The sequence below is a fragment of the Bacteroides sp. OF03-11BH genome, from assembly GCF_003604005.1.
Lineage (GTDB): Bacteria > Bacteroidota > Bacteroidia > Bacteroidales > Bacteroidaceae > Bacteroides > Bacteroides ovatus.
Window position 1 is genome coordinate 13,903 of record NZ_QTMW01000033.1, and the last position, 26,335, is coordinate 40,237.

19 protein-coding genes are annotated in these 26,335 nt (G+C 42.4%); 11 read left to right on the plus strand and 8 right to left on the minus strand.

The window, feature by feature from the left end:
- Positions 1-205: 205 nt before the first annotated feature.
- Both DXA54_RS19800 and DXA54_RS19810 read right to left on the minus strand, forming a co-directional pair.
- Positions 206-679, minus strand: a complete 474-nt coding sequence (locus DXA54_RS19800) for an N-acetylmuramoyl-L-alanine amidase (RefSeq protein WP_008650656.1) — start codon at positions 677-679, stop codon at positions 206-208.
- A gap of 176 nt (positions 680-855) precedes the next feature.
- Positions 856-1,107, minus strand: a complete 252-nt coding sequence (locus DXA54_RS19810) for a DUF4248 domain-containing protein (RefSeq protein WP_008650657.1) — start codon at positions 1,105-1,107, stop codon at positions 856-858.
- A gap of 106 nt (positions 1,108-1,213) precedes the next feature.
- Here DXA54_RS19810 and DXA54_RS19815 point away from each other — a divergent pair, with 106 nt between their 5' ends.
- Positions 1,214-1,447 carry a hypothetical protein gene (locus tag DXA54_RS19815; RefSeq protein ID WP_032852938.1) on the plus strand — a complete coding sequence of 78 codons (234 nt, stop codon included), beginning with the start codon at positions 1,214-1,216 and terminating at the stop codon, positions 1,445-1,447.
- Between the two features lie 705 nt (positions 1,448-2,152).
- Positions 2,153-2,290, plus strand: a complete 138-nt coding sequence (locus DXA54_RS28250; RefSeq protein WP_153882657.1) for a hypothetical protein — start codon at positions 2,153-2,155, stop codon at positions 2,288-2,290.
- A gap of 313 nt (positions 2,291-2,603) precedes the next feature.
- On the opposite strand, the gene DXA54_RS19825 is transcribed toward DXA54_RS28250, so the two are convergent.
- The 6 genes from DXA54_RS19825 to rsmA form a co-directional block, all read right to left on the minus strand.
- Positions 2,604-2,924, minus strand: coding sequence for a helix-turn-helix domain-containing protein (locus DXA54_RS19825; protein ID WP_008650659.1), 321 nt, complete (start codon positions 2,922-2,924; stop codon positions 2,604-2,606).
- 15 nt (positions 2,925-2,939) lie between these two features.
- Positions 2,940-3,488 carry a hypothetical protein gene (locus DXA54_RS19830; protein ID WP_004312090.1) on the minus strand — a complete coding sequence of 183 codons (549 nt, stop codon included), beginning with the start codon at positions 3,486-3,488 and terminating at the stop codon, positions 2,940-2,942.
- An 86-nt stretch (positions 3,489-3,574) separates the two neighbouring features.
- Positions 3,575-3,823, minus strand: coding sequence for a hypothetical protein (locus DXA54_RS19835; RefSeq protein WP_008650660.1), 249 nt, complete (start codon positions 3,821-3,823; stop codon positions 3,575-3,577).
- Between the two features lie 547 nt (positions 3,824-4,370).
- A complete protein-coding gene (locus tag DXA54_RS19840) occupies positions 4,371-6,224 on the minus strand; it encodes a DUF349 domain-containing protein (RefSeq protein ID WP_120080492.1) in 1,854 nt (617 codons plus the stop codon).
- An 85-nt stretch (positions 6,225-6,309) separates the two neighbouring features.
- Positions 6,310-7,650: a magnesium transporter gene (mgtE, locus tag DXA54_RS19845; protein ID WP_004312092.1), complete on the minus strand. Its 1,341-nt coding sequence runs from the start codon at positions 7,648-7,650 to the stop codon at positions 6,310-6,312.
- 61 nt (positions 7,651-7,711) lie between these two features.
- Entirely contained in the window at positions 7,712-8,512 is an 801-nt protein-coding gene (rsmA, locus tag DXA54_RS19850) for a 16S rRNA (adenine(1518)-N(6)/adenine(1519)-N(6))-dimethyltransferase RsmA (RefSeq protein WP_004312093.1), read from the minus strand.
- A gap of 116 nt (positions 8,513-8,628) precedes the next feature.
- Between rsmA and DXA54_RS19855 the strand changes: the two genes are divergently transcribed.
- The 9 genes from DXA54_RS19855 (at position 8,629) to DXA54_RS19895 (ending at position 26,331) form a co-directional block, all read left to right on the plus strand.
- Entirely contained in the window at positions 8,629-9,615 is a 987-nt protein-coding gene (locus DXA54_RS19855; protein WP_004315816.1) for a lysylphosphatidylglycerol synthase transmembrane domain-containing protein, read from the plus strand.
- A 121-nt stretch (positions 9,616-9,736) separates the two neighbouring features.
- Positions 9,737-11,194, plus strand: a complete 1,458-nt coding sequence (locus DXA54_RS19860; protein WP_004312095.1) for an aminoacyl-histidine dipeptidase — start codon at positions 9,737-9,739, stop codon at positions 11,192-11,194.
- 883 nt (positions 11,195-12,077) lie between these two features.
- Positions 12,078-12,248 (plus strand): hypothetical protein, encoded by a 171-nt coding sequence (locus DXA54_RS28255; RefSeq protein ID WP_004301421.1) that lies wholly within the window; start codon positions 12,078-12,080, stop codon positions 12,246-12,248.
- A 544-nt stretch (positions 12,249-12,792) separates the two neighbouring features.
- Positions 12,793-18,528 carry an alpha-2-macroglobulin family protein gene (locus DXA54_RS19870; protein ID WP_165863273.1) on the plus strand — a complete coding sequence of 1,912 codons (5,736 nt, stop codon included), beginning with the start codon at positions 12,793-12,795 and terminating at the stop codon, positions 18,526-18,528.
- 236 nt (positions 18,529-18,764) lie between these two features.
- Positions 18,765-19,832: a DUF1573 domain-containing protein gene (locus tag DXA54_RS19875; protein ID WP_004301426.1), complete on the plus strand. Its 1,068-nt coding sequence runs from the start codon at positions 18,765-18,767 to the stop codon at positions 19,830-19,832.
- Between the two features lie 11 nt (positions 19,833-19,843).
- Positions 19,844-20,935, plus strand: a complete 1,092-nt coding sequence (gene meaB / locus DXA54_RS19880) for a methylmalonyl Co-A mutase-associated GTPase MeaB (RefSeq protein WP_074638108.1) — start codon at positions 19,844-19,846, stop codon at positions 20,933-20,935.
- 154 nt (positions 20,936-21,089) lie between these two features.
- Positions 21,090-21,680 (plus strand): RNA polymerase sigma-70 factor, encoded by a 591-nt coding sequence (locus DXA54_RS19885; protein ID WP_008020650.1) that lies wholly within the window; start codon positions 21,090-21,092, stop codon positions 21,678-21,680.
- A gap of 114 nt (positions 21,681-21,794) precedes the next feature.
- Entirely contained in the window at positions 21,795-22,823 is a 1,029-nt protein-coding gene (locus DXA54_RS19890) for a FecR family protein (protein WP_050554742.1), read from the plus strand.
- A 235-nt stretch (positions 22,824-23,058) separates the two neighbouring features.
- A complete protein-coding gene (locus tag DXA54_RS19895; protein WP_165863274.1) occupies positions 23,059-26,331 on the plus strand; it encodes a TonB-dependent receptor in 3,273 nt (1,090 codons plus the stop codon).
- Positions 26,332-26,335: the final 4 nt, after the last annotated feature.

The window sequence follows — 26,335 nt, forward strand, 5'->3', positions numbered from 1 at the left end:
TTTCATCGTCTTTCACGGGACTGTCTGCCCCGGTGAGCCAAACAAAAATTTTACCGATAACTTTCAATACCTTCAACGTCGTTCTCCAAAATGGTTTCATAATGACCTCCTTTTTAATTGTTTCCCGCAAAGGTAGAAGAGAGCGATGAACGGTTAATGGTTACCGATTAGTGGCTGCGCTTTCGTGCGTATATCTACGTGTTCATCACTCACCGTTCACTGCTAAATACCCGTATTCGACGGAGACACAGAAGCAGGGGCATTGTTTGATGTACTCGCAGGGTTCTATGGTACCGTTGTGGTTGAGGTCGGGCGAGAGGTCGCGGTGACCGCAAATCTTTGCTCCGTGGTAGGTGAGCAGCAGGAAGCGGAGAAGGGTTTCAAGGCTTTGTTTTTGTGCGTCGGTGCGGGTATCGGCGGCATGTCCGGAAGCGTCCAGGCCTCCTTCGTAGGCAACTCCTATCGACGGAGTGTTGTAGCCTTTGGCGTGGGCGCCGACATGGGTGATGTCGCGCATGTGATGTATTGTTCCGTCTTTGGTGATGTAATAGTGATAGCCACATTCGGCAAAGCCTTGGCGTTTGTGCATGGAGTCGAGGGCTTCCGGGGTGAGGTTGCTTGTGCAACGGGATGCGGTGCAGTGCACCACAATCAGGGTGATGTTTCTTTGTTTAATCATTGTTTTTTGTGGGTGATTATGTGGATGATTTTTAGTTGTGTATTCTTGTTCTACCCCCCTTCCGTCCCCCTTTGGGGGAGACGCTTGTCGGGGGAAGTGCTCTTCCCCCTTGCCGCTGGGCGTTCCCCTAGCGAAGAGGGTTCGGGCTGTAGCCGTAGGAGCTGCTGCGCTAGGGTTTAAAAGGGTGAGCCGAAAGAGATGGTTATCAGTTCCTTTTGTTTGGGGGTGAGGATGCGGTTACTTAACTGGTAGTTTGTTTCTTGCAATGCTTCGAGTAGTTCGGTGTCGTCCTTTATCCACTGTTTGAGGCGGATAGAAGCGGACGCAGGTGCAATATTCGGGAAATAGAGAACGGCCAGTTCTTTGAAACCGTAGCTACGGTTGGTCAAACTTTGGCAGTTGTTTTGTTGGTGCATGTTGGTATACATAATTATAGTGTTGGTTTACAGATGTAAAGATAGGCTTTTTAGTGGCTGGTTGTCACCTGTATACTTGGTAGATATAGTTATATATGTTTGTTGGCAGAGGAAATTTGTGATATTCGGGCAATTGTCACGAATTTCTTTTGTCCGTAACTTTTCGGCGGGGCGTCTGCCCCGCTTCGTGAAGCGGACGGCGAAGCCGACCGCCGGGAATCTCCGATATTCTGCAAAGACTGTCCGCAGGGTGCAAACAGTCAGCCGGGCACGCCGCCAGGCGCAGCCCGCAGGAACAGGAAACCCGCAAGAAGTCGGAAACCCTGCCGGAAACCGGGAAAGGCAGGAGTAACTAAGGGGTGTGGTCGGGGTGGCGGCTTGCCGCCACAGTGGTGGCGTTTACATTCCGCAGGGCGCAGTCCGCAAGGGTGGACATTAAACGGAGTAACTTTATGCCCGTTCCTGAAACAACGGAAAAGCCCGCAAACAGCAGGAATATTTGGAAGATGCTGTTATGTTGAATTAAAGCACAAAATCCGGAACGGTTTTGTGACTAATTAAACATAATTGCTCTTCCGGATTTCCTGCGCAAAAGCTGCACTCCACTAGAAAAACCGGAAGACCACGGCGCTAGCAACATCACGTCAGCACGGCGGCGAAAGCTTTCGACGCCTCTAGTTCAAACGGACAAACCCGCTCAATCATAAAATACGGGAACCCCGCACCGCAGGGCTGCACTCCTGACTAACAGCCCGTTCCTATAGTCAGACGAAAAGAGGTAGCGGATTCTCGCCTTAGTCCCGGCGTTAGTGCCGGGCGGAGCGAAACCGCACCGGGCATCGCAGCTGTCACCCGTGCCGCAAGGGATTACATTCCGCTAAGGATATCATCCGAAAGGGTGCCCATCGCATAGGGTGCTGCTTCCTTTGCTGTATTCGGCAAGTGAGGGAGCGGCAACCGGAGCCGGATATAAGACGGTAGTAACTTCTGTAATCACCCACTTGGCAAGCCTCGACTATTATACACCGGAGTAACTTTAAAGAAACTTTCCCCAAGAATGTCCCATAGAAACACTGCCGTAGGGCGGCTTTCTTTGCGCCAGTCCGACGGCTACGGGAAAGCAAGGAAAGCGGCACGGTGCACAGAAACACTGAACGTCCGAGATACGCTGCCGGTGAAGGAATGTTCCGATTAAACACTGACGGAGTGCTGCTGTGGGGAGCGGGGCTTTGTGGGTGGCGGTATTCCCGCTGCACGCATTGCCACGAACCACACGGCGGCACGGTGAGCAATCAGACGAAAAGTTTCAAGCATGACTTTTTTCCAGTTTGCTAGCACATACCTGGCAGGATCCCGGCTTCATCAACCTGTTATCCCCTGCCAACTGCTAGCAGAATCCGGCAGCCGGCTTCTTCCAGGACGAAACATTTGCTAGCACTATTCCCGAGCTGCAGTAGTTGATCCGGAAAAATCTGATAGCAAATCTTTCCTACTGCAGCCGGGGTGAGCTATACAGCCATCGGTTCCTCTTTGATAATCGAGATTTCCAGTGCGTTTTCAATCTTGGTCAAAGTTTCGAGTGAAAGGTTCTCCCGTCCTCTCAACACCTTTGAAATGTATTGCGGGCTGCAATTCATTTTTTCAGCCAATTGCTTTTGGCTCATTCCTAATTCTTCCATCCTGTCCAGCATCAGCATGGCAATATTTTGCGAATGTCGGAGCCAAGACTTGTTTGTTTCAAGGAAGTCAAACAGCTCACGCCATTTCGAAGGCGTTGGAGAAGAATGTTCTTCAAGCCTTTGTGCGATAGATTTCATACTATTTTCCATACTATTCCTCCCAAATTATAATTCACTAATATACTCTATAAACCCTTCGTCATCAATAATTCCTTCTTCCAGCAGGTAGCGTCGGACTTTGTCTATTTTCACAAGTTCCTGCCTGGTGTGCTCTCTTTCCTGCATCGTAGCCGTCAGCTTGATGGCGCCTCCGGTGATGATGTAGTTGCCTTGAATCAATTTGATAGCGTATAGCCGGAGCCATGACGAGTGACCGTATTTACGTTTTAACCGGGCCTTTTCTTTTTGCAGCATCACATCCGAAGCCTGGTTGTTGTCCAGCGGGCGGAATATTTTGCTTAAATCGGTTTCCGGGGAGATGTCCATTATGATGTATCGAAGGCGTTCACTATCTTCAATCGTATCGCTGATAGCTTCTTTTATGTCTGTTATTTTAAAGTAGGCGTTCAAGTCGTCAATGTTCTCCTTGAAGAAAGCACGTAGCCAAACCACGTCCGCCCAGTTGTTGAACACCTTATAAAGTTCGTTATCATCCTCGCCTTCAAAGTGTACAGCCCATAATTTTCTATCTCCAGTAATGTCGTCAAATGTCATATCTCCTTGTTTTATAGTAAGACAAAGATACGCAAAAATAACGAGATAATAAACTTATAGGTTGATTATTTAGCAAGAAAAATGTTTTATTTAGTTGGTTTAGTGGTTGTATGGTAGATGGTGGTGTCTGTGTCCCAGTCATTAATTTCATCATTCGTGTTTATTTGCAGGCTGTCAATGAGAGTTTTTCGATGAGTTATTTCCGGTTGTTCGCAGCCTCCTATCAGTTGTATAATGAATATTATTCCTGCTATAACGATTCCTGCTATGGTATTATTGATAACATTTCTTTTTAAGCCTTTAATATAAGAATTCTGATACCTGTTATTTTGCATAATTTATATTTTTTACGCTGTGAAGTTAATAAATTAAATGCGATATTTATCGTTATTTGTCACTTTAATTAGGTTTATCCGATTAAAAACGATACCTTTGTATTACAAAACTTGAATCCTCAATGGGATATTAAAAGAGGGTTTTTGCCAAAGTCGGTGTCTAATTCGGTGACACTACGAAAATAGGAAGCTGTTAATTCATTATGAATGAGACTATAAAGGAATTAAAGTTTGAGGGCAGGTAGCCCAACAAAACACCAGCTTTTTACTGACAAAAACCCGCTAAAAATGCAATTTTAGCGGGTTTTTTTGTGCTTTGACAAATACCATCCGAAAAAAGTTGACGCTAATTCGGTGGCTAATTCGGTGACACGAATGCACGTTGATAGTTCGAAAAATGCTAATCTTATGAAAAGCCGTGCGGTTGATTGATAAAGAATAAATCCTTAAACTGGCTGTCGTCTTGTTTAGTAGAAAAGAAAAACAGGTTTTATAGCTCAAGTGAGTATAAAACCTGTTTCTAATTTTTCTAAATCGGGCAGAACTCTTATTCTTCTGCTTTTATTGATTCATCGATTACTTTGATCTTTTGTAATACCAGTTCCAAGTCTGCTTTCAACTTATCTACCTTGCGGTTCAATTCAGTCAGCAGGCTGCTGCCTTTCTTAGAAGTAGAAGTCAGGAAGCCTAGATTGTTCTCATAAGTCTGAAGCTCATTCTTCATATTCTCATAAGTACGTACCAGCTTTTCGCGTTCTCTGTACAGAGATTGAGTGCCGCTTCCCTGAATATTGCTGATATTCGAACGGAAGCTACTTAACTTCTTGTTGGAAGCATTGATGTTAAAGCGGTCGAATAGCTGATCGATGATTCCGTGATACTGCTTGTATAACTTATCTTTTTCTTTGAACGGCACATGACCGATAGAGTTCCACTCTTTCATTAAATCCCGAACCAAGGTACTTGCTTCTTCGGTATCCATGCTTTCATCAATAGCGGATAACTTCTCGATCAACGCTTTCTTCTTTTCCATATTCTCTGTTTCTACGGAGCGTTGTGAAGAAGTAGCTTTGTTCTTTTGTTCGAAGAAGTAGTCGCAAGCTGTGATAAACCGTTTCCAGATAGCATCCGAGTGTTTCTTGGCAACCGGTCCGATGGTCTTCCATTCTTTTTGAAGTTTGGTCAGTGCATCGGCAGTTACTTTCCAGTCTGTACTGTCTTTCAAGGCTTCCGCTTTTTCGCAGAGCGCTTTCTTCTTTTCCAGATTCTCGTTCATTCCTTCTTTCAGACTCTTGAAGAATTCTCCTTTCTTCTTGAAGAAATCATCGCAGGCATGGCGGAAACGCTCGAAGATCTTCACATTCATCTTTTGGGGCGCAAAACCAATGGTTTTCCATTTGTTTTGCAGGGCAATCACTTCCTGGGTCTTGTTTTCCCAGGCAGAGAATGTTTTCAGTTCATCATACTCAATCGCTTCAACGATTTCGCAGATGACGGTCTTTTGATCCAAATTATGCTGTTCGGCTTCTTTCAGCGATTCAAAGTGCTGCTGATGGCGGCGGTTGACAGCGGTAGAAGCTGCTTTAAACCGATTCCAGATTTCATCACGCAGTTCTTTGGCTACCGGACCTGTATCGCGGAACTCCTGATGCAACTTCTGAAGTTGGTGGAAAGCGGAAACAACATCTTCCTCGTCAGCCAACTTTTCGGCAGCTTCGCAGAGATGCGTTTTGATTTCTAGATTCTTTTTGAAGTCATATTCGCGGAATTCATTGTTCAGTTTCAATAAATCGTAGAACTTCTCTACATATAATTGATAGTTTTTCCAAAGTTCATTCACTTTACCTTGCGGCACCAGTTTTGTGTCATTCCATTGCTGTTGCAGCTTCTTGAACTCCGTATAAGATTTGTTGGCGTCATCTCCGGATTCCACCAATTCTTTCAGTTCTTCAATAATGGAAAGTTTCACTTGCAGGTTTTCTTCCTTCTGGCGTTCCAACTCGGCAACCTGTTTACTGCGTTTTTCCTTGATAACCCCCATCAGGCGTTTGAATTCTTCTTCCGTCGGGTCCTCTTCGGCAACAAAATCTTCAATGTTTCCACCGTTGTCTGTAAACTGTACCTTAGCAGCTTCCAACTCGGCATTATGTAACTTGTAGAATGATTGTTTCAGATTGTCAATATCCTGCTTGTTCGCATTTTCAGCGTCTTGCGCAAGCTCTTTTAGCTGGTTTAGTACATCTTCCTTAGTGGCAGGTTTAGGAGCTGCTTCAGGTTGAACTTCGGCAGTAACATCTTCAGCCGGAGTCTCTGTAATAGCTTCAGAAACCTCGACTGTTTTCTTTTCTTCTTCTAATTCCCCTTGGTTCAAGGGTTGATTAGTGTCATGAGCGTCCATCATTGTATATTAGTTTTGGGTCACAAATTAATGAAATAAAACGATTACTTCATACTATTTTGCTTATTTTTTTTTGTTTATCGTGTTTTTATGACAATAAAACGGTTATTCCCATGTACAACATCATTCCGATGATGTCATTTGTAATGGCTATAAACGGACCTGTTGCAATGGCTGGATCGATTTTGAACTTCTCCAGCGTCATCGGTACCAGTGTCCCGAAAATAGAAGCGAACATTACCACGGCAAACAGGCTGATGGATACGGAATAGGTGACCGTAGCCGTTGCGCCGAACCTGATAAAGTTGTAGGTGTATACTAATAAGGAGATAATAGTGGCATTAATTAAAGCTACTACCGATTCCTTGGTTATCTGCTTGAACGTGTTTTTAGCGTCCAGCGAGCTGTTTGCCAAACCCTGTACGATGATTGCCGAAGATTGTGTTCCGACATTTCCTCCTGTACCACCGATCAGCGGTATATACAGTGCCATTTCGGGATGGGCAGCAAAGGTGGAGTCGAAATTACCCAATATCATAGAGTTGCCGATTCCGCCGATCATACCGATTAATAACCAGGGGAGGCGGGCGGTGGTCTGTCTCAATACATTATCGTCTGTTTCTACGTCCTGCGAAAGACCGGATGCCAACTGATAGTCACGTTCCGACTGCTCACGGACTTCATCCATGACGTCGTCGACGGTGATTTGTCCCACAAGCCGACCGATACTGTCGACAACGGGGATAGCCACCAAGTCATACTTCTCAATCGCCTGTACTACCTCGTCAATGGGAGTATCTACGTGTACCGAAATCGGATCTTTCTGCATCACGTGTTTCACTTTCGATACAGAAGGGGAAGTAATCATCTTTTTGAGCGGGAAGATACCTCGCAGACGTTCGTCATCGTCAATGACATATACATAATAGATTTCGTCCAGTTCTTCCGCCTGTTGCCGCATCTCTTTCAGACATTCGGGCATACTCCAGTTTTCGTTGACAAGTACCATTTCCGTACCCATCAAACCACCGGCGGTATTTTCGTCGTATTTCAACAAGTCGACGATGTCTCCTGCCTGTTCGATGTCCTCGATGTGCGAAAGAACCTCTTCCTGCTTGTCTTCATCGAGTTCACGCATCAGGTCTACGGCATCATCCGTGTCCATGTAGTCAACGAAGCGTTTGGCGATTGTCTCCGAAGGAAGCATTTCGAGCAGCTCTTTACGAGCATCTTCGTCCATTTCGACAAGCACGTCGGCGGCAATTTCGTTATCGAGCAGGCGATAGACGAACTTAGCCTCTTCCGCATTCAGGTCATTGCACAATTCGGCGATGTCGGCCGGATGGAGGTCGATGAGAAGACCTTTTACCTTGTCGGCGTCTTTTTGCTCAATAAGGTGTTTAACGTTGTCAATGTATTCCTCGTTCATCGTTGTCAATTACAAATTACGAATTACAAAATCCAGTTCTCTGCTCACTGTTGCCCGCCAATTATTGGGCGTTGCCGGCTGTCTTTAATGCTTCTTCCACTTTATTGGTCAGATCGATAAATTCGGCTACCGATAGTTGTTCCGGGCGTTTATTAAATAAGATGTCCTCCGTGAGCGGACAATCTTTGCCTAAAATAGGTTTGATGGAGTTGCGCAATGTTTTCCGTCGCTGGTTGAAGGTCGTTTTCACTACTTGCTTGAACAGTTTTTCGTCGCATCCCAACTCTTTAGTCTCGTTGCGTGTCATACGGATAACAGCACTTTTCACTTTGGGAGGCGGATTGAACACGTGTTCGCTGACAGTGAACAAATATTCCACTTTATACCATGCCTGTATCAATACGCTAAGGATACCGTATGTCTTGCTGCCCGGTCCGGCTGCAATACGTTCGGCTACCTCTTTTTGAATCATTCCCGTGCAACAGGGGACGATATCTTTGTTGTCCAGCATCTTGAAAAAGATTTGGCTGGAAATATTATACGGGTAATTACCAGTCAGTACGAAAGGCTTCCCGTCGAACAACCGGTGAAGATTCATTTTCAAGAAGTCATCCTCGATGATGTGGTCTTCCAGTGACGGATAGGCTTCGCGAAGATAAGCAACCGACTCATAGTCAACTTCTACGACCTTTACCAATCGGTCTTTCTTTACTAGAAACTGGGTCAATACTCCCATACCCGGCCCCACCTCTAAAATAGGCAGTTCGGGGAAGGTGTCGACTGTATCGGCAATATCTTGCGCAACTTTCAGATCTTTCAGAAAGTGTTGTCCGAGAAACTTTTTAGGCTTTACTAATTTCATTTACCAACTAAATAATTACTTTTGCAGCTGACAAAGGTAATTCTTTTAAATGAAGAACGTACCACTATTTATTAAAAAATAAATGATGTGTCAGCGAAGCTAATGAAGAATTAAGGATGAAGAAACTATTAAAAAAGACGCTGAAACTGATATTACCGGTTGTTTTAGGCGGCTTTATCTTATTCTGGGTATATCGCGACTTTGATTTTACAAAAGCGGGCGATGTGTTGTTACACGGTACAAATTGGTGGTGGATGCTCTTCTCGTTATTGTTCGGAGTGTTTGCACAAGTCTTTCGTGGTTGGCGGTGGAGACAAACATTGGAACCGTTGGACGCTTTCCCGAAAAAGAGCGATTGCGTGAATGCTATCTTCATTTCATACGCTGCCAGTCTGGTGGTTCCCCGGATCGGGGAGGTGAGCCGTTGCGGAGTGTTGGCGAAATATGATAATGTCTCGTTTGCCAAGTCGTTGGGAACAGTCGTTACGGAGCGGTTGGTCGATACGTTGACTATTCTCCTCATCACAGGCATCACTGTATTGCTCCAATTACCGATATTCGTCACTTTCCTTCAGCAGACCGGAACGAAAATCCCTTCATTAGTCCACCTGTTGACTTCAGTGTGGTTTTATATCATTCTGTTTTGTTTTATTGGTGTGGTGATACTTCTTTATTATTTAAGAAAAACGTTGTTCTTCTATGAACGGGTGAAAGGATTTGTATTGAATATATGGGAAGGAATTATGTCTTTAAAAGGCGTGCGCAACATTCCCCTCTTTATTTTTTATACACTGGCTATTTGGGCTTGTTACTTTCTCCATTTCTATTTTACATTCTATTGCTTTGCCTTTACGGCACATTTGGGTATCCTTGCGGCATTGGTCATGTTTGTCGGCGGCACGTTTGCCGTAATTGTGCCTACCCCTAACGGAGCGGGACCCTGGCATTTTGCCATCATTTCTATGATGATGCTTTATGGAGTAAACGTGACGGATGCCGGAATATTTGCCCTGATTGTACACGGTATTCAAACCTTTTTGGTTGTTTTATTGGGTGTGTACGGCTTGGCTGCTCTGCCGTTCACCAATAGACATCGGGCGTAAATTTTTAGCTAAAAGTGTATATTCTTACATGTTTTTGCCAACCTCCTTTGTCATCTGAAAACTTTTCCATAACTTGGCACTGTTTAATTATCAGATTTAAAATAGTTTTAAAATATTTATTATGAGTACCATTCTTTCTTTAGCTCCACAGAACGTGTGGAAGCATTTTTATTCGTTGACACAGATTCCCCGTCCGTCAGGACACATGGAAAAGATTACAGCATTTCTTTTAGGTTTCGGAAAAGAGCTGGGGCTGGAGTCTTTTGTAGACGAAGCAGGTAATGTGATTATCCGTAAACCTGCCACTCCGGGTATGGAAAACCGGAAAGGTGTGATTCTTCAGGCGCACATGGATATGGTTCCGCAGAAGAACAACGATACTGTACACGATTTTGAAAAAGATCCGATTGAAACTTATATAGACGGTGACTGGGTAAAAGCAAAAGGCACTACTCTGGGTGCAGACAACGGACTGGGTGTAGCTGCTATTATGGCCGTGTTGGAAGCAAAAGACCTGAAACACGGTCCTTTGGAAGCTCTTATCACGAAAGACGAAGAAACCGGCATGTACGGTGCGTTCGGCTTGAAACCGGGTACACTGAACGGAGAGATTCTTTTGAATCTGGATTCGGAAGATGAAGGCGAGTTGTATATTGGTTGTGCCGGAGGTATGGATGTAACTGCTACCCTGGAATATAAGGAAGTAGCTCCCGAAGAAGGAGATATCGCAGTGAAAGTTACATTGAAAGGATTACGTGGCGGACATTCGGGATTGGAAATCAATGAAGGACGTGCCAATGCTAATAAGTTGCTGGTTCGTTTCGTTCGTGAGGCGGTTGCCAGCTATGAAGCCCGTTTGGCTAGCTGGGAAGGTGGTAATATGCGTAATGCTATCCCACGTGAAGCACATGCGGTTATTACCATTCCGGCTGAAAATGAAGAAGAACTATTGGGCTTGGTGAAATACTGCGAAGACCTGTTCAATGAAGAATATTCGGCAATTGAAACACCGATCAGCTTTACGGCTGAACGTGTGGAACTTCCTGCGGGTCAAGTGCCTGAAGAGATTCAGGACAATCTGATTGATGCAATCTTTGCTTGTCAGAACGGTGTGACCCGTATGATTCCTACTGTTCCGGATACGGTAGAGACTTCTTCCAATCTTGCTATTATTACGATTGGTGAAGGAAAAGCTGCCATTAAGATTCTGGCTCGCAGCTCGAGTGATAGCATGAAGGAATATCTGACTACCAGCTTGGAGTCTTGTTTCTCTATGGCAGGTATGAAGGTGGAAATGACTGGTGGATATTCCGGTTGGCAACCTGATGTAAATTCTCCGATTTTGCATGCGATGAAGTCATCCTATAAACAACAGTTTGGTGTAGAACCTGCAGTGAAAGTGATTCACGCTGGCTTGGAATGTGGTATTATCGGTGCTATTATTCCGGGATTGGACATGATTTCTTTTGGTCCGACTTTGCGTTCACCGCATTCACCGGACGAAAGAGCGTTGATTCCTACCGTACAGAAGTTCTATGACTTCCTGGTGGCAACTTTGGAGCAAACTCCAATGAAATAACGTATTTCTCTTTATATAAATATTCTCCTATTATATAATAGGTGACCATAGTGAAGGCACGGATGATATTTCATCTGTGCCTTTTTTTTATATTTATTGCAGCGTATATTACAATTCTGCTTTATAACAAATAAATCAATTGATGCAAATCAAGAAATATGCTATAAAACATAAATTTCTCTCTTTTTTAGATCAATGTATAAACAAAGGCTGTATTTTTGTGTTGTAAAACATGTAATTAGGAGGATAACAAAATGAAAAGTTTAAAAAGATTGTTTAGAAAGATCGGCGAAGCCGATGTACATGTTTGGGGATATTCAACAATTAATACCAAACCAAACAAGTAAGTTTTATTTTTTAGTTTTCAGGAATTAGTAATTTAAAAGATTTAAAGATTATGGCAAAGAAAATGGGTTCTTTAGTTAGAAAAATCCTTAGTGAAGTAGGTCGTAATGAAATGCTTTCATGGGGGTACAGAATTGAGAAATGAGAACAAGTACATTAACTAAGTTTAGAGTGGGGATACGTTATTAAATACGATATCCCCATTTTTTATATCTAAAATTTTATATAGAGTTGTTTTAGCTAACAACTGTGGCGGGGGATCTGTTTCAGTGTCAGTTCCTCCTTTAATTTCTGTGTTTGGGTACACTGTCTTTTGCCACTTGGGCTGGAATGTATCACATGCGAGTTTGGCTGATTTTACTATCACACCCTCACCGAATCACTTGAAAGCCTTTGTTCATCGATGTTACAAAGGGTGAGGGTAACTGTGATTGTAGGGTGAGGGTAATTTTTACTCTCACCCTACAATTATACCTGTAATAAGTGCTTAATAGTTGATTTATAGTAAGTTGTATGCTGATTTGTCTGGTACTAATACATGAAAGATGATGTATTTGTGTCTGATAACTGGCGTAATATTATCTGGAATAACAGGCTGAACGAGATAATAGATACGGATGAATTAATTGTATTCCGTAAGGTTTCGATTGGCTTCTCCATAGGGGAAAATCAGTTTCAAGCTTGTGAACAGTTTGTTTCATACGCTTGAAACACTTAGTTTTCCGGTGTGAAACTGGTAGTTTCATTACTTGAAACTGTTGGTCTCAAGGCATAAAACAGCTTATTCACCGGCATGAACAAGTCATTTTATGTAGAGGTGCTGCAAATTATTGAGTGTCTTCTATGAATATGCCCGGATTCTTATAAACGAGACAGTGTGTAAGATACCTCTATCTTGCACGCATCTGCAACGGTATCTTGCACTGCTTCAAATACTTGTATATCAGTTGACTATCGCTGGTTTAGTGTAAGGTGCAAGATACTTTTGCATTTATGAACTTGTAAGAGATAGGTGAATCTTATTGCAGAAGATAAACTTTTCAATTAAATAATAAACCGAGTGGCAGTTTTTGGACTTTTTATTTTATTCCAGAGCGAGTTGATTAATAGGCTAATGTTTATACAATATGGTATGGGGCTGATAGCTTGATAAAAGCTTTTTTTAAGCTAAAAAGTACAAATCTTTAAACTTTATTTCCTTACTTTGTTATTTATAAGAGTGAGACTTATAGCAAACTTAAACTAGAAAGATTATGAAAGTAAAGCAAATTTGTATGATGGTGCTGCTATGGTTGGGAGTGATTCCGGCGGTACAGGCACAAACTTTCGACAAATTATGGAAAGAAGTGGAGCAAGCGGAGAAAAAGAGCTTGCCTAAGACTGTGATAAAACTGACTGATGAGATTTATCAGAAAGGGGAAAAAGAGAAAAACTCTCCACAAATGCTCAAAGCATATACGTGGCGGATGAAATATCGGGAAATGTTGAATCCCGACAGTCTTTACGCTGATTTGAAAGGACTGGAACAATGGGTGAAACAGACTGACCAACCAATGGATCGCGCCATCCTACACTCTTTGATAGCGGGAATCTATGCAGATTATGCAGCCAGCAATCAGTGGCAACTCCGCCAACGGACAGAAATCGTAGATCAGACACCTGCTACCGATATGCGTGAATGGACAGCCAATATGTTCATCGAAAAAGTGCGGACAAATATAAAGGAGGCATTGGCCGATTCTGTATTGCTGCTCAAAACGTCCTCACGCGGCTATATTCCTTTTGTAGAACTGGGGGAAACGAGCGAATACTATCACCATGATATGTATCATTTATTGGCTTCCCGTAGCATTGAAGCACTGCAACGGGTGGAAGAATTGAGTAACAGGATTACTAATGACGGTACTGTGAATCCGGTCAAACAAGATATAATAGCTATTTATGGGAATATGATTCCCGCTTATAAAGCAACCGGATTAAAAGAAGGTTATGTGTTGACAGCACTTAACTACCTGGAATGGAGATGGAATGCTGATCGGAATATTCGACCTCTGCAGGCTAAGGGCGAACTTCCGGTACTGACGGAAGATACTTATCTGAAAGCTTTGAACACATTGAAAAGCAAGTATGCTTCCGAACCGATCTGTGCCGAAGTCTATTTGGCAGAAGCCCGGTATACTATTGGAAAACAACAGCAGCTCAATGCATTGCAGCTTTGCGATGGGGCAATCCGCCTTTATCCAGGCTATCGCAGAATCAATGCTTTGAAGAATCTTCGGGAAGAGATATTGGCTCCTTATTTGAATGTTAATGCATCCGATTTGGCTTTTCCGAACGAAGAGATAGAATTAAGGGTCTCACACAAAAATCTGGATGGTTTCACTGTCCGTCTTTATCAGGCGAAGAAACTGATAAAGGAACAACATTACGCTGTGCTTCGTCCGAAAGATTATCAGACGCAGGACACTGTGTTTACATTCAAAGCTCCTGAACTTGGATCTTACGTGATGCGTATCATACCGGATATTCGTGCGAAGAGAGATAGTGAAAGCAAGTTTGATGTAACACGTTTCAAAGTGCTGACATGCCGTTTGCCGGACAAACAGTATCAAGTGGTGACGCTGGATGGACAGACAGGGTATCCTATTCCCCATGCGAAAGTGACGATGTACAGTAATGACGAAAAAGTGTTGCAGGAGTTTACGACAAACGAAGAGGGTAAGGTCGTATTTCCCTGGAAATCCGAATACCGCTATCTGAAAGCTTCCAAGGGGACGGATACGGCAATGCCGAAACAAGGCATTTATGCAGGAAGTTACGGATATTACGGCGACGAAGATAAAGTGACTGAAAATATGACTTTATTGACCGACCGTTCTTTGTATCGTCCCGGACAGACTGTGTATGTGAAGGGAATTGCTTATTCTCAACAATCGGATACGGCGAATGTACTTCCGAACAAGGAATATACGGTGACTTTATTGGATGTAAACAATCAGGAAGTAGGGCAGAAGTCGGTACGTACCAATGAGTTCGGTTCGTTTACCACCGATTTCGCATTGCCTTCGGCCTGTTTGAACGGAATGTTTTCTTTGAAAGCGGGAAGAGACCATACAGGCATTCGGGTAGAAGATTATAAACGTCCGACATTTGATATCACTTTTGAAAAGCAACAAGGAAGTTACAAACTGGGTGATGAGGTACAGGTGAAGGGTAAGGTACAATCTTATAGTGGTGTGCTGCTTCAGGATCTTCCGGTGAAATATACGGTAAAGCGTTCTGCATACAGCCTTTGGCGGTTTGCGGAATCTGTGCAGATTGCTTCCGGTGAAGTGATGGCCAATGAGAATGGAGAATTCACGATACCGGTTCGTTTGCAGGAAAGTGACTCTTATAAGAATAATGATAAGGTATATTATCGTTATTCCATTGAGGCCACTGTTACCAATGTGGCAGGTGAAACACAATCTTCTACGGACGTGATTTCGGCAGGAAACCGTTCGTTGATTTTGCAGGTGGAATTGCAAGATAAGACTTGCAAGGATCAACCCTTCGAAACAATGTTTAAAGTGCAGAACCTGAATGGACAACCTGTGGAGGTGAAGGGGAATTATTACTTGTACCCTGCCAAAGACAAGGACTTTAAGCAGTTGGAAGAGAAACCGGTTGCAACGGGAACCTTTACTTCTAATGAAGACATGACGCTTGACTGGAAGAATCTTCCATCGGGACCTTATGTGCTGAAAGCATCAGTGAAAGATAATCAGGGCAAGGAAGTGACTGCTGACACCAACACGATTCTTTTCTCTGTTGAGGACAAACGTCCGCCTGTAGAAACGACGATGTGGTTCTATGGTGCAAATACGGAATTTGATGCTGCCCATCCGGCCGTGTTCTGTTTCGGTACGTCGAAAAAAGATGCTTATGTGATGATGAATGTATTTTCCGGTGATAAATTGCTGGAGAGCAAGACGTTGAATTTGTCAGATACGATTGTACGTTTCGAGTATCCATATCGGGAAAGTTATGGGGATGGTGTCTTTGTGAATCTCTGTATGGTGAGGGACGGACAGGTTTATCAGGAACAGGTGCGGCTGACCAAACGGATTCCTGATAAGACACTGACTATGAAGTGGGAAGTGTTCCGTGATAAATTGCGTCCGGGACAAAAGGAAGAATGGAAGCTGACGATTAAAACGCCGCAAGGACAAGCTGCTAACGCGGAAATGCTGGCAACGATGTATGATGCTTCCTTGGATAAAATATGGAATCGGCAACAGAATTTCCAAATCTATTATAACCAGATTGTCCCATATTCTAACTGGATGAGTGGATATTCCGGCAATAATTCATTCAACTACTGGTGGAATACGAAGAGTCTCAAAGTGCCATCACTGGAGTATGACCATTTTGTGATGCTATCGGACTATTATAATAATGGAAGAGATTTGGGTGAAGTAATAGTGAGAGGATATGGCTTGACGAGAAAGTTGACGGTGACAGGTAGCGTTTCGACATTGGACGTTGCAACTTTAAGGAGTAATGCGCCAAAGATGAAATCGGCTATGGCTGCTGATGCCATGACTAATGTTGAATTTCAATCGGAAATGATACCCACGGGAGAAAAAGCGGATGAGGCATCTGACAACGAAATGCTTCCCGAAGCATCTGCTGACTTGCGTACCAATTTAGCAGAAACAGCATTCTTCTATCCTCAACTTCGCACCAATGAACAGGGAGAGATCTCTTTCTCATTCACGATGCCTGAAAGTCTGACGCGTTGGAACTTCCGTGGATATTCTCATACAAAGGGAATGTTGACGGGAACATTGGATGGCGAAGCTACCACAAGCAAAGAATTTATGCTGACTCCTAATCTCCCTCGTTTTGTGCGTGTGGGTGATAAGACTTCTCTGGCAGCTTCTATCTCTAATATGACTGGTAAGCCGCAAGCCGGAACGGTCAGTCTGGTCCTTTTTGACCCGATGACAGAGAAGGTTATCAGTACACAAAAACAGAAATTCAGCCTTGCTGCCGGAAAGACAATGGGTGTGGACTTCCAGTTTATCGTTAGTGATAAATACGAAATAGTGGGATGCCGGATGATTGCCGACAGTGGTACTTTCAGCGATGGAGAACAACAGTTGCTTCCGGTTCTTAGCAATAAAGAGCATTTGGTGGAGACACTTCCAATGCCAGTGCGTGGAGAAGAAACCCGTACTTTCTCACTCGATCATCTGTTCAATCAACAAAGTAAAACAGCCACAGATCGTAAACTAACTGTTGAATTTACAGGAAACCCGGCTTGGTATGCCGTTCAGGCATTGCCTTCATTGAGTCTTCCGACAAGTAATAATGCTATTTCCTGGGCTACTGCCTACTATGCCAATACATTGGCTTCGTTTATCATGAACAGTCAGCCGAAGATCAAAGCGGTATTTGAAAGTTGGAAACTGCAAGGAGGTACGAAAGAAACGTTCTTGAGCAATCTGCAAAAGAATCAGGAAGTGAAGAATATCATTTTGTCCGAGTCTCCCTGGGTACTCGAAGCACAGACGGAAGAGCAACAGAAAGAGCGCATCGCCACCTTGTTTGATTTGAATAACATCCGTAGTAATAATATCGCAGCTTTGACTCGATTGCAGGAGTTACAGAACTCAAATGGGGCATGGTCCTGGTATAAAGGAATGAACGGGAGTCGATCTGTAACTACCTATATCGCCGAACTGAATGCCCGTCTGGCTATGCTGACAGGTGAGAAATTAAGCGGATCGGCTCTTTCCTTGCAACAGAAGGCTTTCGCTTACCTTCATCAATCAGCTTTGGACGAGTATAAGGAAATCCTGAAAGCACAGAAAGACGGTGTGAAGTTTACTGGCGTTTCGGGCAGTATTCTGCAATATTTGTATCTCATCGCTATTTCGGGAGAGCAGGTACCCGCAGCCAATAAAGCGGCTTATACCTATTATCTTTCTAAGGTAGGAGAATTGCTGACTTCTCCTTCGATGGATACAAAAGCGATTGCCGCCATTGTGCTTGATAAAGCCGGACGCAAGAAGGAAGCGCAGGAATTTGTCGCTTCTCTGAAAGAACATCTGACGAAGACAGATGAACAGGGAATGTTCTTTGCTTTCAACGAGAATCCATATACATGGGGCGGAATGCAGATGCAGGCTCATGTAGATGTGATGGAAGCGCTGGAACAGACAGGTGGCAATACCGATACAGTGGAAGAAATGAAACTTTGGTTGTTGAAGCAAAAGCAGACACAACAGTGGGATTCTCCGGTAGCTACTGCCGATGCGGTATTTGCATTGCTGATGAAGGATACTAATTTACTCGACAATCAGGGAAATGTGCGGATCGTGATTGCTAATGAGGTGCTGGAAACTGTTAGTCCAAGTAAAACGACTGTTCCCGGATTGGGATATATCAAACGTTCTTTCACACAGAAGAATGTAGTGGATGCCCGCAAGATTGAAGTGGAAAAGAGAAATCCGGGTATTGCTTGGGGAGCTGTGTATGCAGAATTTGAATCTCCTATCAGTGATGTGAAACAACAGGGCGGTGACCTGAATGTTGAGAAACAGTTGTATGTAGAGCGTACGATGAATAACGTGCCTCAATTACAGCCTATTACTGCCAAAACGGTTCTTCAGGTAGGTGATAAAGTCGTTTCCCGTTTGAGCATCCGCGTAGACCGTCCGATGGACTTTGTACAGTTGAAAGATCAGCGGGGCGCTTGTTTCGAACCGATCGGCAGTATCTCCGGTTATCGTTGGAACAACGGGCTTGGCTATTACGTAGACATCAAAGATGCATCGACTAATTTCTTCTTCGATCATTTAGGAAAGGGTGTATACGTGTTGGAATATAGTTACCGTGTCAGTCGTGCAGGAACTTACGAAACAGGTTTGGCAACTATGCAGTGTGCTTATGCACCGGAATACGCTTCGCATTCTGCTTCGATGACAATTATTATTAAATAGTTCCGGCAGGGGATTTTTATTCTCACCGACGAGCGAGGCGTTCCTCACCGATGAAGAGGGTGTTCCTCACCGAGGAAGGCATCCTTCGTCGGTGAGGAACTTTTTTCTTATAAACAGGGGCTTACAAGGACTGCTATTAAGTAAAGTCTTTTCCCAATCTGTGTTAATCTGTGTAATCTGTGGTGAAAAACTCATCTAAAACCCCTACATTTGTGCACCAAAATAAAAAATATCGCATGAAACGTAGTTTACTATCTATATTATCTTTACTTACTGTCGCTTTGGCAGCCGTTGCCCAACCTCGTATCTCTTCAAATAAAGAGACACATAACTTCGGACAAATTGAGTGGAAACGTCCGGTGACAGTGGAATATACCATCACTAACACGGGAAACCAGCCATTGGTACTGACCAACGTCACAACCTCTTGTGCCTGTGCCGTGGCCGACTGGACCAAAGAACCGATTGCTCCGGGAGGAAAAGGAGTCGTAAAAGCTTCTTTTGACGCAAAAGCGTTAGGACATTTTGAAAAGTCGATAGGAATATATAGCAATGCCAGTCCGAGCTTGGTCTATCTGAAGTTTACCGGTGAAGTAGTGCAGGAAATAAAAGATTATACAAAGCTACTTCCTTATACAATCGGAAATATTCGTTTAGATCGTGATGAGTTTGCTTTCCCCGATGTCTATCGCGGACAGCAGCCTTCATTGACCTTTGATATCGCCAATCTTTCGGATCGTCCTTACGAACCGGTATTGATGCATCTGCCTCCTTATCTGAAAATGGAAGCGGAACCCAAAGTCTTGTTGAAAGGCAAGAAAGGAACTATCAAACTGACGCTGGATGCAAGCCAGCTAAAAGATTACGGATTGACACAGACTTCTGTCTACCTTTCCCGTTTCTCCGGTGATAAGGTGAGCGAAGATAATGAAATACCGGTTTCGGCCATTCTTCTTCCCGACTTCTCACGTATGACGGAAAAAGATTCTTTGAACGCTCCTGCCATGCACATTTCGGAAACGGATATTGATCTTAGTATCCCGTTGATAAAGAAGAATAAGGTAAGCCATGATATATTGATAGCTAATTCCGGAAAGACTCCGTTAGTCATCAGTAAGTTGCAGGTATTCAATTCATCGGTAGGAGTGAGCCTGAAGAAGACAGTCCTTCCTCCGGATGGAATGACGAAGCTCAAAGTAACTATTCGTAAGCGTGACGTAGGTAATAAGAAGCATCATTTACGTATCCTGATGATAACAAATGATCCGTTACGCCCGAAAGTCGAAATCAATATCAAACGCTAAATCCTATGATTATGGAACATCCTGAAAATAGTGAAGAATATAAGGGGCTTGTTGTCAATAAAGGCATTGAGCAACCCTCATCTGTGAATCCCTACTTAAAGCGGAAACCTAAGAAACGCCAGCTTTCAGTAGCAGAGTTTGTAGAAGGTATCGTAAAAGGTGATGTCACTATATTGAGTCAGGCTGTGACATTGGTTGAAAGCGTAAAGCCTGAACATCAGGCTGTCTCACAAGAAATCATTGAGAAATGTCTGCCATTTTCCGGAAATTCGATCCGGATTGGTATTAGCGGCGTTCCCGGTGCGGGAAAGAGTACATCCATAGATGTATTCGGTCTGCACGTGCTCGAAAAGGGGGGCAAACTGGCGGTATTGGCCATCGACCCTAGCAGTGAGCGTAGTAAAGGCAGTATTTTGGGAGATAAAACCCGTATGGAGCAGCTTTCCGTACATCCTAAATCGTTCATCCGCCCTAGTCCGTCAGCCGGTTCTTTGGGAGGAGTGGCACGCAAAACACGTGAAACGATTATTCTTTGTGAGGCTGCCGGATTCGATAAGATTTTTGTGGAGACCGTAGGAGTGGGACAGAGCGAAACGGCTGTTCACTCGATGGTTGATTTCTTCCTGTTGATTCAGTTGTCCGGTACGGGCGATGAACTGCAAGGGATTAAGCGTGGTATTATGGAAATGGCGGACGGCATCGTTATCAATAAGGCCGATGGAGATAATCTGGAACGTGCCAAGTTGGCTGCCACTCAATTCCGTAATGCATTGCATCTGTTTCCTGCGCCTGAATCCGGATGGACTCCCAAAGTATTGACTTACTCCGGCTTTTATAACCTGGGAGTGAAGGAGGTCTGGGACATGATTTACGAATACATTGACTTCGTGAAAGAAAACGGCTATTTTGAATATCGCCGCAACGAACAAAGTAAATACTGGATGTATGAAAGCATTAATGAACAACTTCGTGACAGCTTTTATCATAATCCGAAGATTGAAACAATGCTTTTAGAAAAAGAACAGCAGGTATTGAAAGGTAACCTGACTTCGTTTATAGCTGCAAGAAGTCTGCTCGATACTTATTTTGAGGATTTGAAATAAGATTACCGGGAAGCACGCTACGTTCGTTTGGCTGCCCTTCATTAATTGATATCTGAATTGAAAAATGTGGTAAAGGTATCCCATTTAATATTTTATTGCCTATATTTGCCGTCATGTAATAGCATGGTTAATTCCTTAAAATCGTAAAAACTAGATGGATAAATTGGTGATGACAGAAGATTTTGAGCTTTATTCTCAAATGAAAAAAGGGGATAGGGAAGCCTTTAATACCTTGTTTTTGAAATATTACCCTGTGCTATGTGCTTTTGGCAAATATTATGTGTCCATGGAAGATGCGGAAGAGATCGTTCAGGACATAATGGTCTGGTTATGGGAAAACAGATCGTTTCAGGTGATAGAAGTTTCTCTAAGAAGTTATTTATTCAAGTCTGTCAAAAACAAATGTCTGGCATTGATTGATAAGAACTATACTAAAAAACGTTTCTGCGAACATGTATTGGCAACAGAAATGCAGGGGACTTTTGAAGATCCTGATTTTTATATTGCCGAAGAATTGATGACGAAAATAGAAAGAACAGTCGCACAGTTACCGGAAACATATCGTGTTGCTTTTGAAATGAGTCGTTATCAAGATAAAACCTATAAGGAAATAGCGCAGGAGCTGAATGTATCTACCAAGATTGTAGATTATCGTATTCAGCAGGCTTTGAAGATTCTTCGAACAGAACTCAAAGATTATTTGCCACTGATTGCAGCTATTTTCCCTTATTTCCTTTTTAAATAAATTGTATTGATTTCCAGTGGTTTAAAATAAATAATGCAGCTTTTTCTAAAAAAAGTTGCATTTTCGTTTAGGAACTATCGCGAGTTTCCAGTCATATTAGTAAAACAGGGAAAAATGAATAGAGAATTAAATATAGCAATGGATGAAGCCATGTTACTCCGGTATTTTTCCGGAGTATTGGAGAACGAAGAAAAAGAACAGGTAGAAACCTGGATTTCTCTCTCTGAAGAAAACAGGAAAACTGCCAAACAGATATTATACCTATATCGTGCAACCGATGTTGTACAAACTTTGAGTCAGGTAGATGCAAAAAAGGCATTAGTAAAGGTTGATAAGAGATTGTCTAAACGGATGAAAAGAGGTTGGTGGGAATGGACAATGAGAGTTGCAGCTATTTTGTCCATCCCATTGCTAATCTCTTCTCTTTATTTCTTTTTCAGTCAGGATGCCGATGTAGACCAGTATGTTGAGATCCGTGCAAATCCCGGAATGATTTCGCAGATTACTTTACCGGATGGCTCTCAAGTGTGGCTGAACTCTGCTTCCTATTTGAAATATCCGGTTCGTTTTACCGAGAGTGACCGACAAGTCGAACTGGAGGGCGAAGCTTATTTTTCAGTAAGGAAGGATGCCGGAAGGCGATTTCTGGTTAACGTGGGAGATAATGTGCAACTGGAAGTTTTAGGTACGGAATTTAATGTGGATGCTTATCCGAAAGACGATTTCGTAGCGGCCAGTCTGGTAACGGGTAAAGTGAACTTCCATTGCCGCCAACAAGGTCAGGAGACGGTGCATATGATGATTCCTGGGCAGAAAGTGGTATATGACTTCGGGAGTGAAAAGTTGGTATGTACGGATACTTCCATCGAATCGGATATAGCATGGAAAAGCGGAAAGATTATTTTCCGCGACACTCCGATTGAAGATGCTTTAAGGATTTTAAGCAAGCGATTTGAAGTTGACTTTCAGCTTACAAACTCATTGTTGAAAGAGTATTGCTTTACCGGTACTTTTATAGATCAGCGTTTGGATAGGATTCTGGAACATTTTAAAATAGCTTCAGGAATAAAATATAAGTATATTGAAACCACCAGGAAAGGAGAAGAAGTCGTAAAAGGAAAGAGCGTTATCGAAATTTATTAACTAAAAAAGACTATGATATGAAAACACATCCGCCTTAAAACAAAAATATGGGAAAAAATATTGCAGTATTTTTCCCCATATAAAAATTCATTAAACCAACTTGTTTGCAGACAAGTGCAGTTAACTTTATTTTTAAATTTAAAAGTCCAGCAAATTTATGCAAAAACATTGTAGTATCCAATTTTTTTGGATAGGAAAGTTACTATGCGTAACCTTAAATAAAATTCCACTGCCTATGAGATTATTAATTATTATGTTGTGCATCTCCGTGGGATGTATCAGCGCAGCGAATACCTATGCTCAAAACACAATTTTGGAATTGAATGTGGAGAATCAAACTGTTGAAAGTGTCTTGAATAAAATAGAGGCACAAACTGAATTTGTATTTTTCTATAACAGTAAACAAGTGGATGTCCACAGACGTGTGTCTATAACGGCTAATAAGCAGAATGTCTTTAAAATACTAGACGAACTTTTCAAAAATACGGATGTAGCCTACTCAGTACTGGATAAAAGCATTATTTTATCTAACAAGCAATTGCTTAAAACGGAAAATCAGAAGAAAATAACCGGAAAGGTGGTAGATGTTAATGGAGAACCCATTATTGGCGCAACGATTGCTGTTAGAGGTGTCAGTGTGGGAACAGTCAGCGATGTTGATGGGAACTTTGTATTGTATGTCGAAGCCGGAAAAGAGGTGTGGTTGGACGTTTCTTATATCGGTTATAAAAAGCAGGAAATCAAGACTGACGGAAATAAACCTCTGACAATCACTTTGATCGAAAATATGGCGATGTTGGATGAAGTGGTGGTAGTTGGTTATGGTGTACAGAAAAAAGTAAACCTGACAGGTTCCGTAGCTAATGTAAACTTTGATAATGATTTGACAAGTTCCCGAACTATCACTAATGTTTCTAGTGCCTTATCTGGTACGATGCCCGGTTTGAATGTGAGACAAGGTTCAGGTATTCCCGGAGCGGATGGAGCTACTTTACGTCTAAGAGGGGTCGGCTCCCTAAATGCCGGTCAGGACCCGTTGATTTTAATTGATGGACAACCTGGCGAAATCGGACAAATTAGTGCCAATGATATTGCTTCTGTAACTGTTTTGAAAGATGCCGCATCTGCTGCTATTTACGGTTCCAGAGCTTCTAACGGTGTTATTCTTATAACAACTAAAACAGGTGAGAATACAAACGGGAAGATAGAACTTGAATATAGTGGGAGTGTAGGCTGGAATGGGGCGACAAAACTTCCTGAATTGGTAAGCAATACTGCTGATTATATGGATTTATGTAATCAGGTGGCAAGGAACTCGCAGAGAGGAGAATTGTACAGAGATGATTTTATAAATTTATGGAGAGAACAGTCAAAGGTTGATCCAATAAAATATCCGAATACGGATTGGTGGGATGTACTGTTGAATACCAATATGGTGCAAACCCATCAAATATCTTTGAGAGGTGGAAATAACAAGGTTTCTTCATATACCTCTGTCAATTTTCAGAACAATGATGGTTTGATGAATAATACTTCTTATAAAGTCGTAAATTTGAGAACCAATACAGATTTTATAGTAAATGATTGGTTGAAGGTAGGTGTAAACGTATCAGGCATGCTAGGTGTGAATGATGCTGGTAATATAAATGGAGCTTTGGAATGGTTCTATTCTACAACACCGGGTATGGTTCCTCGCCATCCGGACGGAAGGTATGGTACAGGGCAGACAGGAACGGGAGATAAAAATAATCCGTTGTGGATATTGGAAGCTCTACAAGGTGAAAAAAATAAGCGCCGTTTCACTGGTAAAGTGTTTGCGGTGTTGACTCCTATGAAAGGTTTGGTTATCAATGCAAGCTATTTTAGAGATCTTTATAACTACAAAGAAAATATAGTCGACACAGATTCTCCGCGTTGGGATTTCCGTTTGGATCAACAGATAACTACAGGAAGACAGGGGATTATAACCAATATGGATAGTAATAGTGATAGATATGTGATTGATTTATTTGCAACTTATAATACAACGATTGCTAAGAAACATAATGTAGGTGTACTGGTTGGATATAATCAGGAATATTGTAAAAGCTGGTGGTTTAATGCTCGCAAGGCAGGCTTGATAAGTCTTTCTACTCCGGTATTGACCGCTGCTTCTGATTTGCAGAGTTCGGATGGTGGAAAGGACGACTATGCCATGAGGTCTTATTTCGGGCGTATAAATTATGATTATGCCGGTAAATATCTGTTTGAAGCTAATGTACGCATGGACGGTTCATCTCGTTTCGCACCGGGAAATCGTTGGGGAACTTTCCCTTCTTTCTCTGCCGCATGGAGAATATCAGAAGAAGCTTTTTGGGAAGACCTTAAACCAATTGTTGATAATTTAAAAATCAGAGCTTCGTGGGGACGTTTGGGTAATAATGGCATTGGTAATTATGACTGGCAGAATGTATATAGTCCTGCAAATACTTCTTTTGGTGATGCTATTCAGCAAGGAGTATGGACTACAGCAATTGCGAATCGGGATATTTCTTGGGAAAAGACGGATGTCGTTGACTTGGGATTAGATGTGAACTTATTTGGAAGCCTTTCTTTAACATTTGATTATTATAACAAGCTGACGCATGGTATTTTGTATCGAAATCCTATTCCGTATGTAAATGGTGGTTTGGGAGCTCCGATGATAAATAGTGCAAAAGTTCGTAACAGAGGTTTTGAGTTTTCTGCTTCTTATAATAAGAATTTTGGTGATTTAGGATTTGCAGTTTCTGTAAATGGAGCATACAATCGTAATGAAATAATAGATTATAAGGGCGATTATCTTGAAATCAATGGAGCTACTGTATGGACCGAAGGACAACCTATTGGGAAATTCTATATGAGAGAAATAGATCATATTGTACAGGACAAAGCCGAAATTGACAAGTTGGTGAGTGAGGGATGGACTTTTTCACCGTCTCGTCCTGAACCTGGTGACTTCTTGTATAAAGATTTGAATAACGACAAGAGAATAGATGATAAAGACCGAGTTCTCAAAGGACAGCCGCTTCCTTTATTCACATTTGGTGGTTCAATCGCTTTTTCTTATAAGAATTTTGATCTTAGTGCCTTGTTTTCAGGAGTGGCAGGATGGGATCGATATCTTAGTACAGGAATTTTCAGTCTGACAAATGCGGACACAGAACGTCTATTCTTGAAGAAGTTTCAAAATCAATGGTCGGAAACAAATCGGAATACTAATATACCTAAACTTTATGCAAGTAATGAGAAAAATAATCAAGTGTCCGATTATTATCTGTATGACGCCAGTTTCTTAAGATTGAAGACACTTCAGCTGGGTTATACTCTACCCAAGAATTTGATTCCTAAAGTGCGTATCAGAGCTTATTGTAATTTGGAGAATTATTTCACAATCACTTCTTATCCGGGAATGGATCCGGAAATGAATGGAGATGTGGGTTATCCTATATTGAAAACTGTATCTTTAGGTGTTAACATTAAATTTTAATTAG

Excerpts from the sequence above, each read along its gene's own strand:
- DXA54_RS19800 (WP_008650656.1), bottom strand. The coding sequence starts at position 679 with ATGATTAAACAAAGAAACATCACCCTGATTGTGGTGCACTGCACCGCA.
- DXA54_RS19810 (WP_008650657.1), bottom strand. The coding sequence starts at position 1,107 with ATGTATACCAACATGCACCAACAAAACAACTGCCAAAGTTTGACCAAC.
- DXA54_RS28250 (WP_153882657.1), top strand. The coding sequence starts at position 2,153 with ATGTCCCATAGAAACACTGCCGTAGGGCGGCTTTCTTTGCGCCAGTCC.
- DXA54_RS19825 (WP_008650659.1), bottom strand. The coding sequence starts at position 2,924 with ATGGAAAATAGTATGAAATCTATCGCACAAAGGCTTGAAGAACATTCT.
- DXA54_RS19830 (WP_004312090.1), bottom strand. The coding sequence starts at position 3,488 with ATGACATTTGACGACATTACTGGAGATAGAAAATTATGGGCTGTACAC.
- DXA54_RS19835 (WP_008650660.1), bottom strand. The coding sequence starts at position 3,823 with ATGCAAAATAACAGGTATCAGAATTCTTATATTAAAGGCTTAAAAAGA.
- DXA54_RS19840 (WP_120080492.1), bottom strand. The coding sequence starts at position 6,224 with ATGATGGACGCTCATGACACTAATCAACCCTTGAACCAAGGGGAATTA.
- mgtE (WP_004312092.1), bottom strand. The coding sequence starts at position 7,650 with ATGAACGAGGAATACATTGACAACGTTAAACACCTTATTGAGCAAAAA.
- rsmA (WP_004312093.1), bottom strand. The coding sequence starts at position 8,512 with ATGAAATTAGTAAAGCCTAAAAAGTTTCTCGGACAACACTTTCTGAAA.
- DXA54_RS19855 (WP_004315816.1), top strand. The coding sequence starts at position 8,629 with ATGAAGAAACTATTAAAAAAGACGCTGAAACTGATATTACCGGTTGTT.
- DXA54_RS19860 (WP_004312095.1), top strand. The coding sequence starts at position 9,737 with ATGAGTACCATTCTTTCTTTAGCTCCACAGAACGTGTGGAAGCATTTT.
- DXA54_RS28255 (WP_004301421.1), top strand. The coding sequence starts at position 12,078 with ATGAAAGATGATGTATTTGTGTCTGATAACTGGCGTAATATTATCTGG.
- DXA54_RS19870 (WP_165863273.1), top strand. The coding sequence starts at position 12,793 with ATGAAAGTAAAGCAAATTTGTATGATGGTGCTGCTATGGTTGGGAGTG.
- DXA54_RS19875 (WP_004301426.1), top strand. The coding sequence starts at position 18,765 with ATGAAACGTAGTTTACTATCTATATTATCTTTACTTACTGTCGCTTTG.
- meaB (WP_074638108.1), top strand. The coding sequence starts at position 19,844 with ATGGAACATCCTGAAAATAGTGAAGAATATAAGGGGCTTGTTGTCAAT.
- DXA54_RS19885 (WP_008020650.1), top strand. The coding sequence starts at position 21,090 with ATGGATAAATTGGTGATGACAGAAGATTTTGAGCTTTATTCTCAAATG.
- DXA54_RS19890 (WP_050554742.1), top strand. The coding sequence starts at position 21,795 with ATGAATAGAGAATTAAATATAGCAATGGATGAAGCCATGTTACTCCGG.
- DXA54_RS19895 (WP_165863274.1), top strand. The coding sequence starts at position 23,059 with ATGAGATTATTAATTATTATGTTGTGCATCTCCGTGGGATGTATCAGC.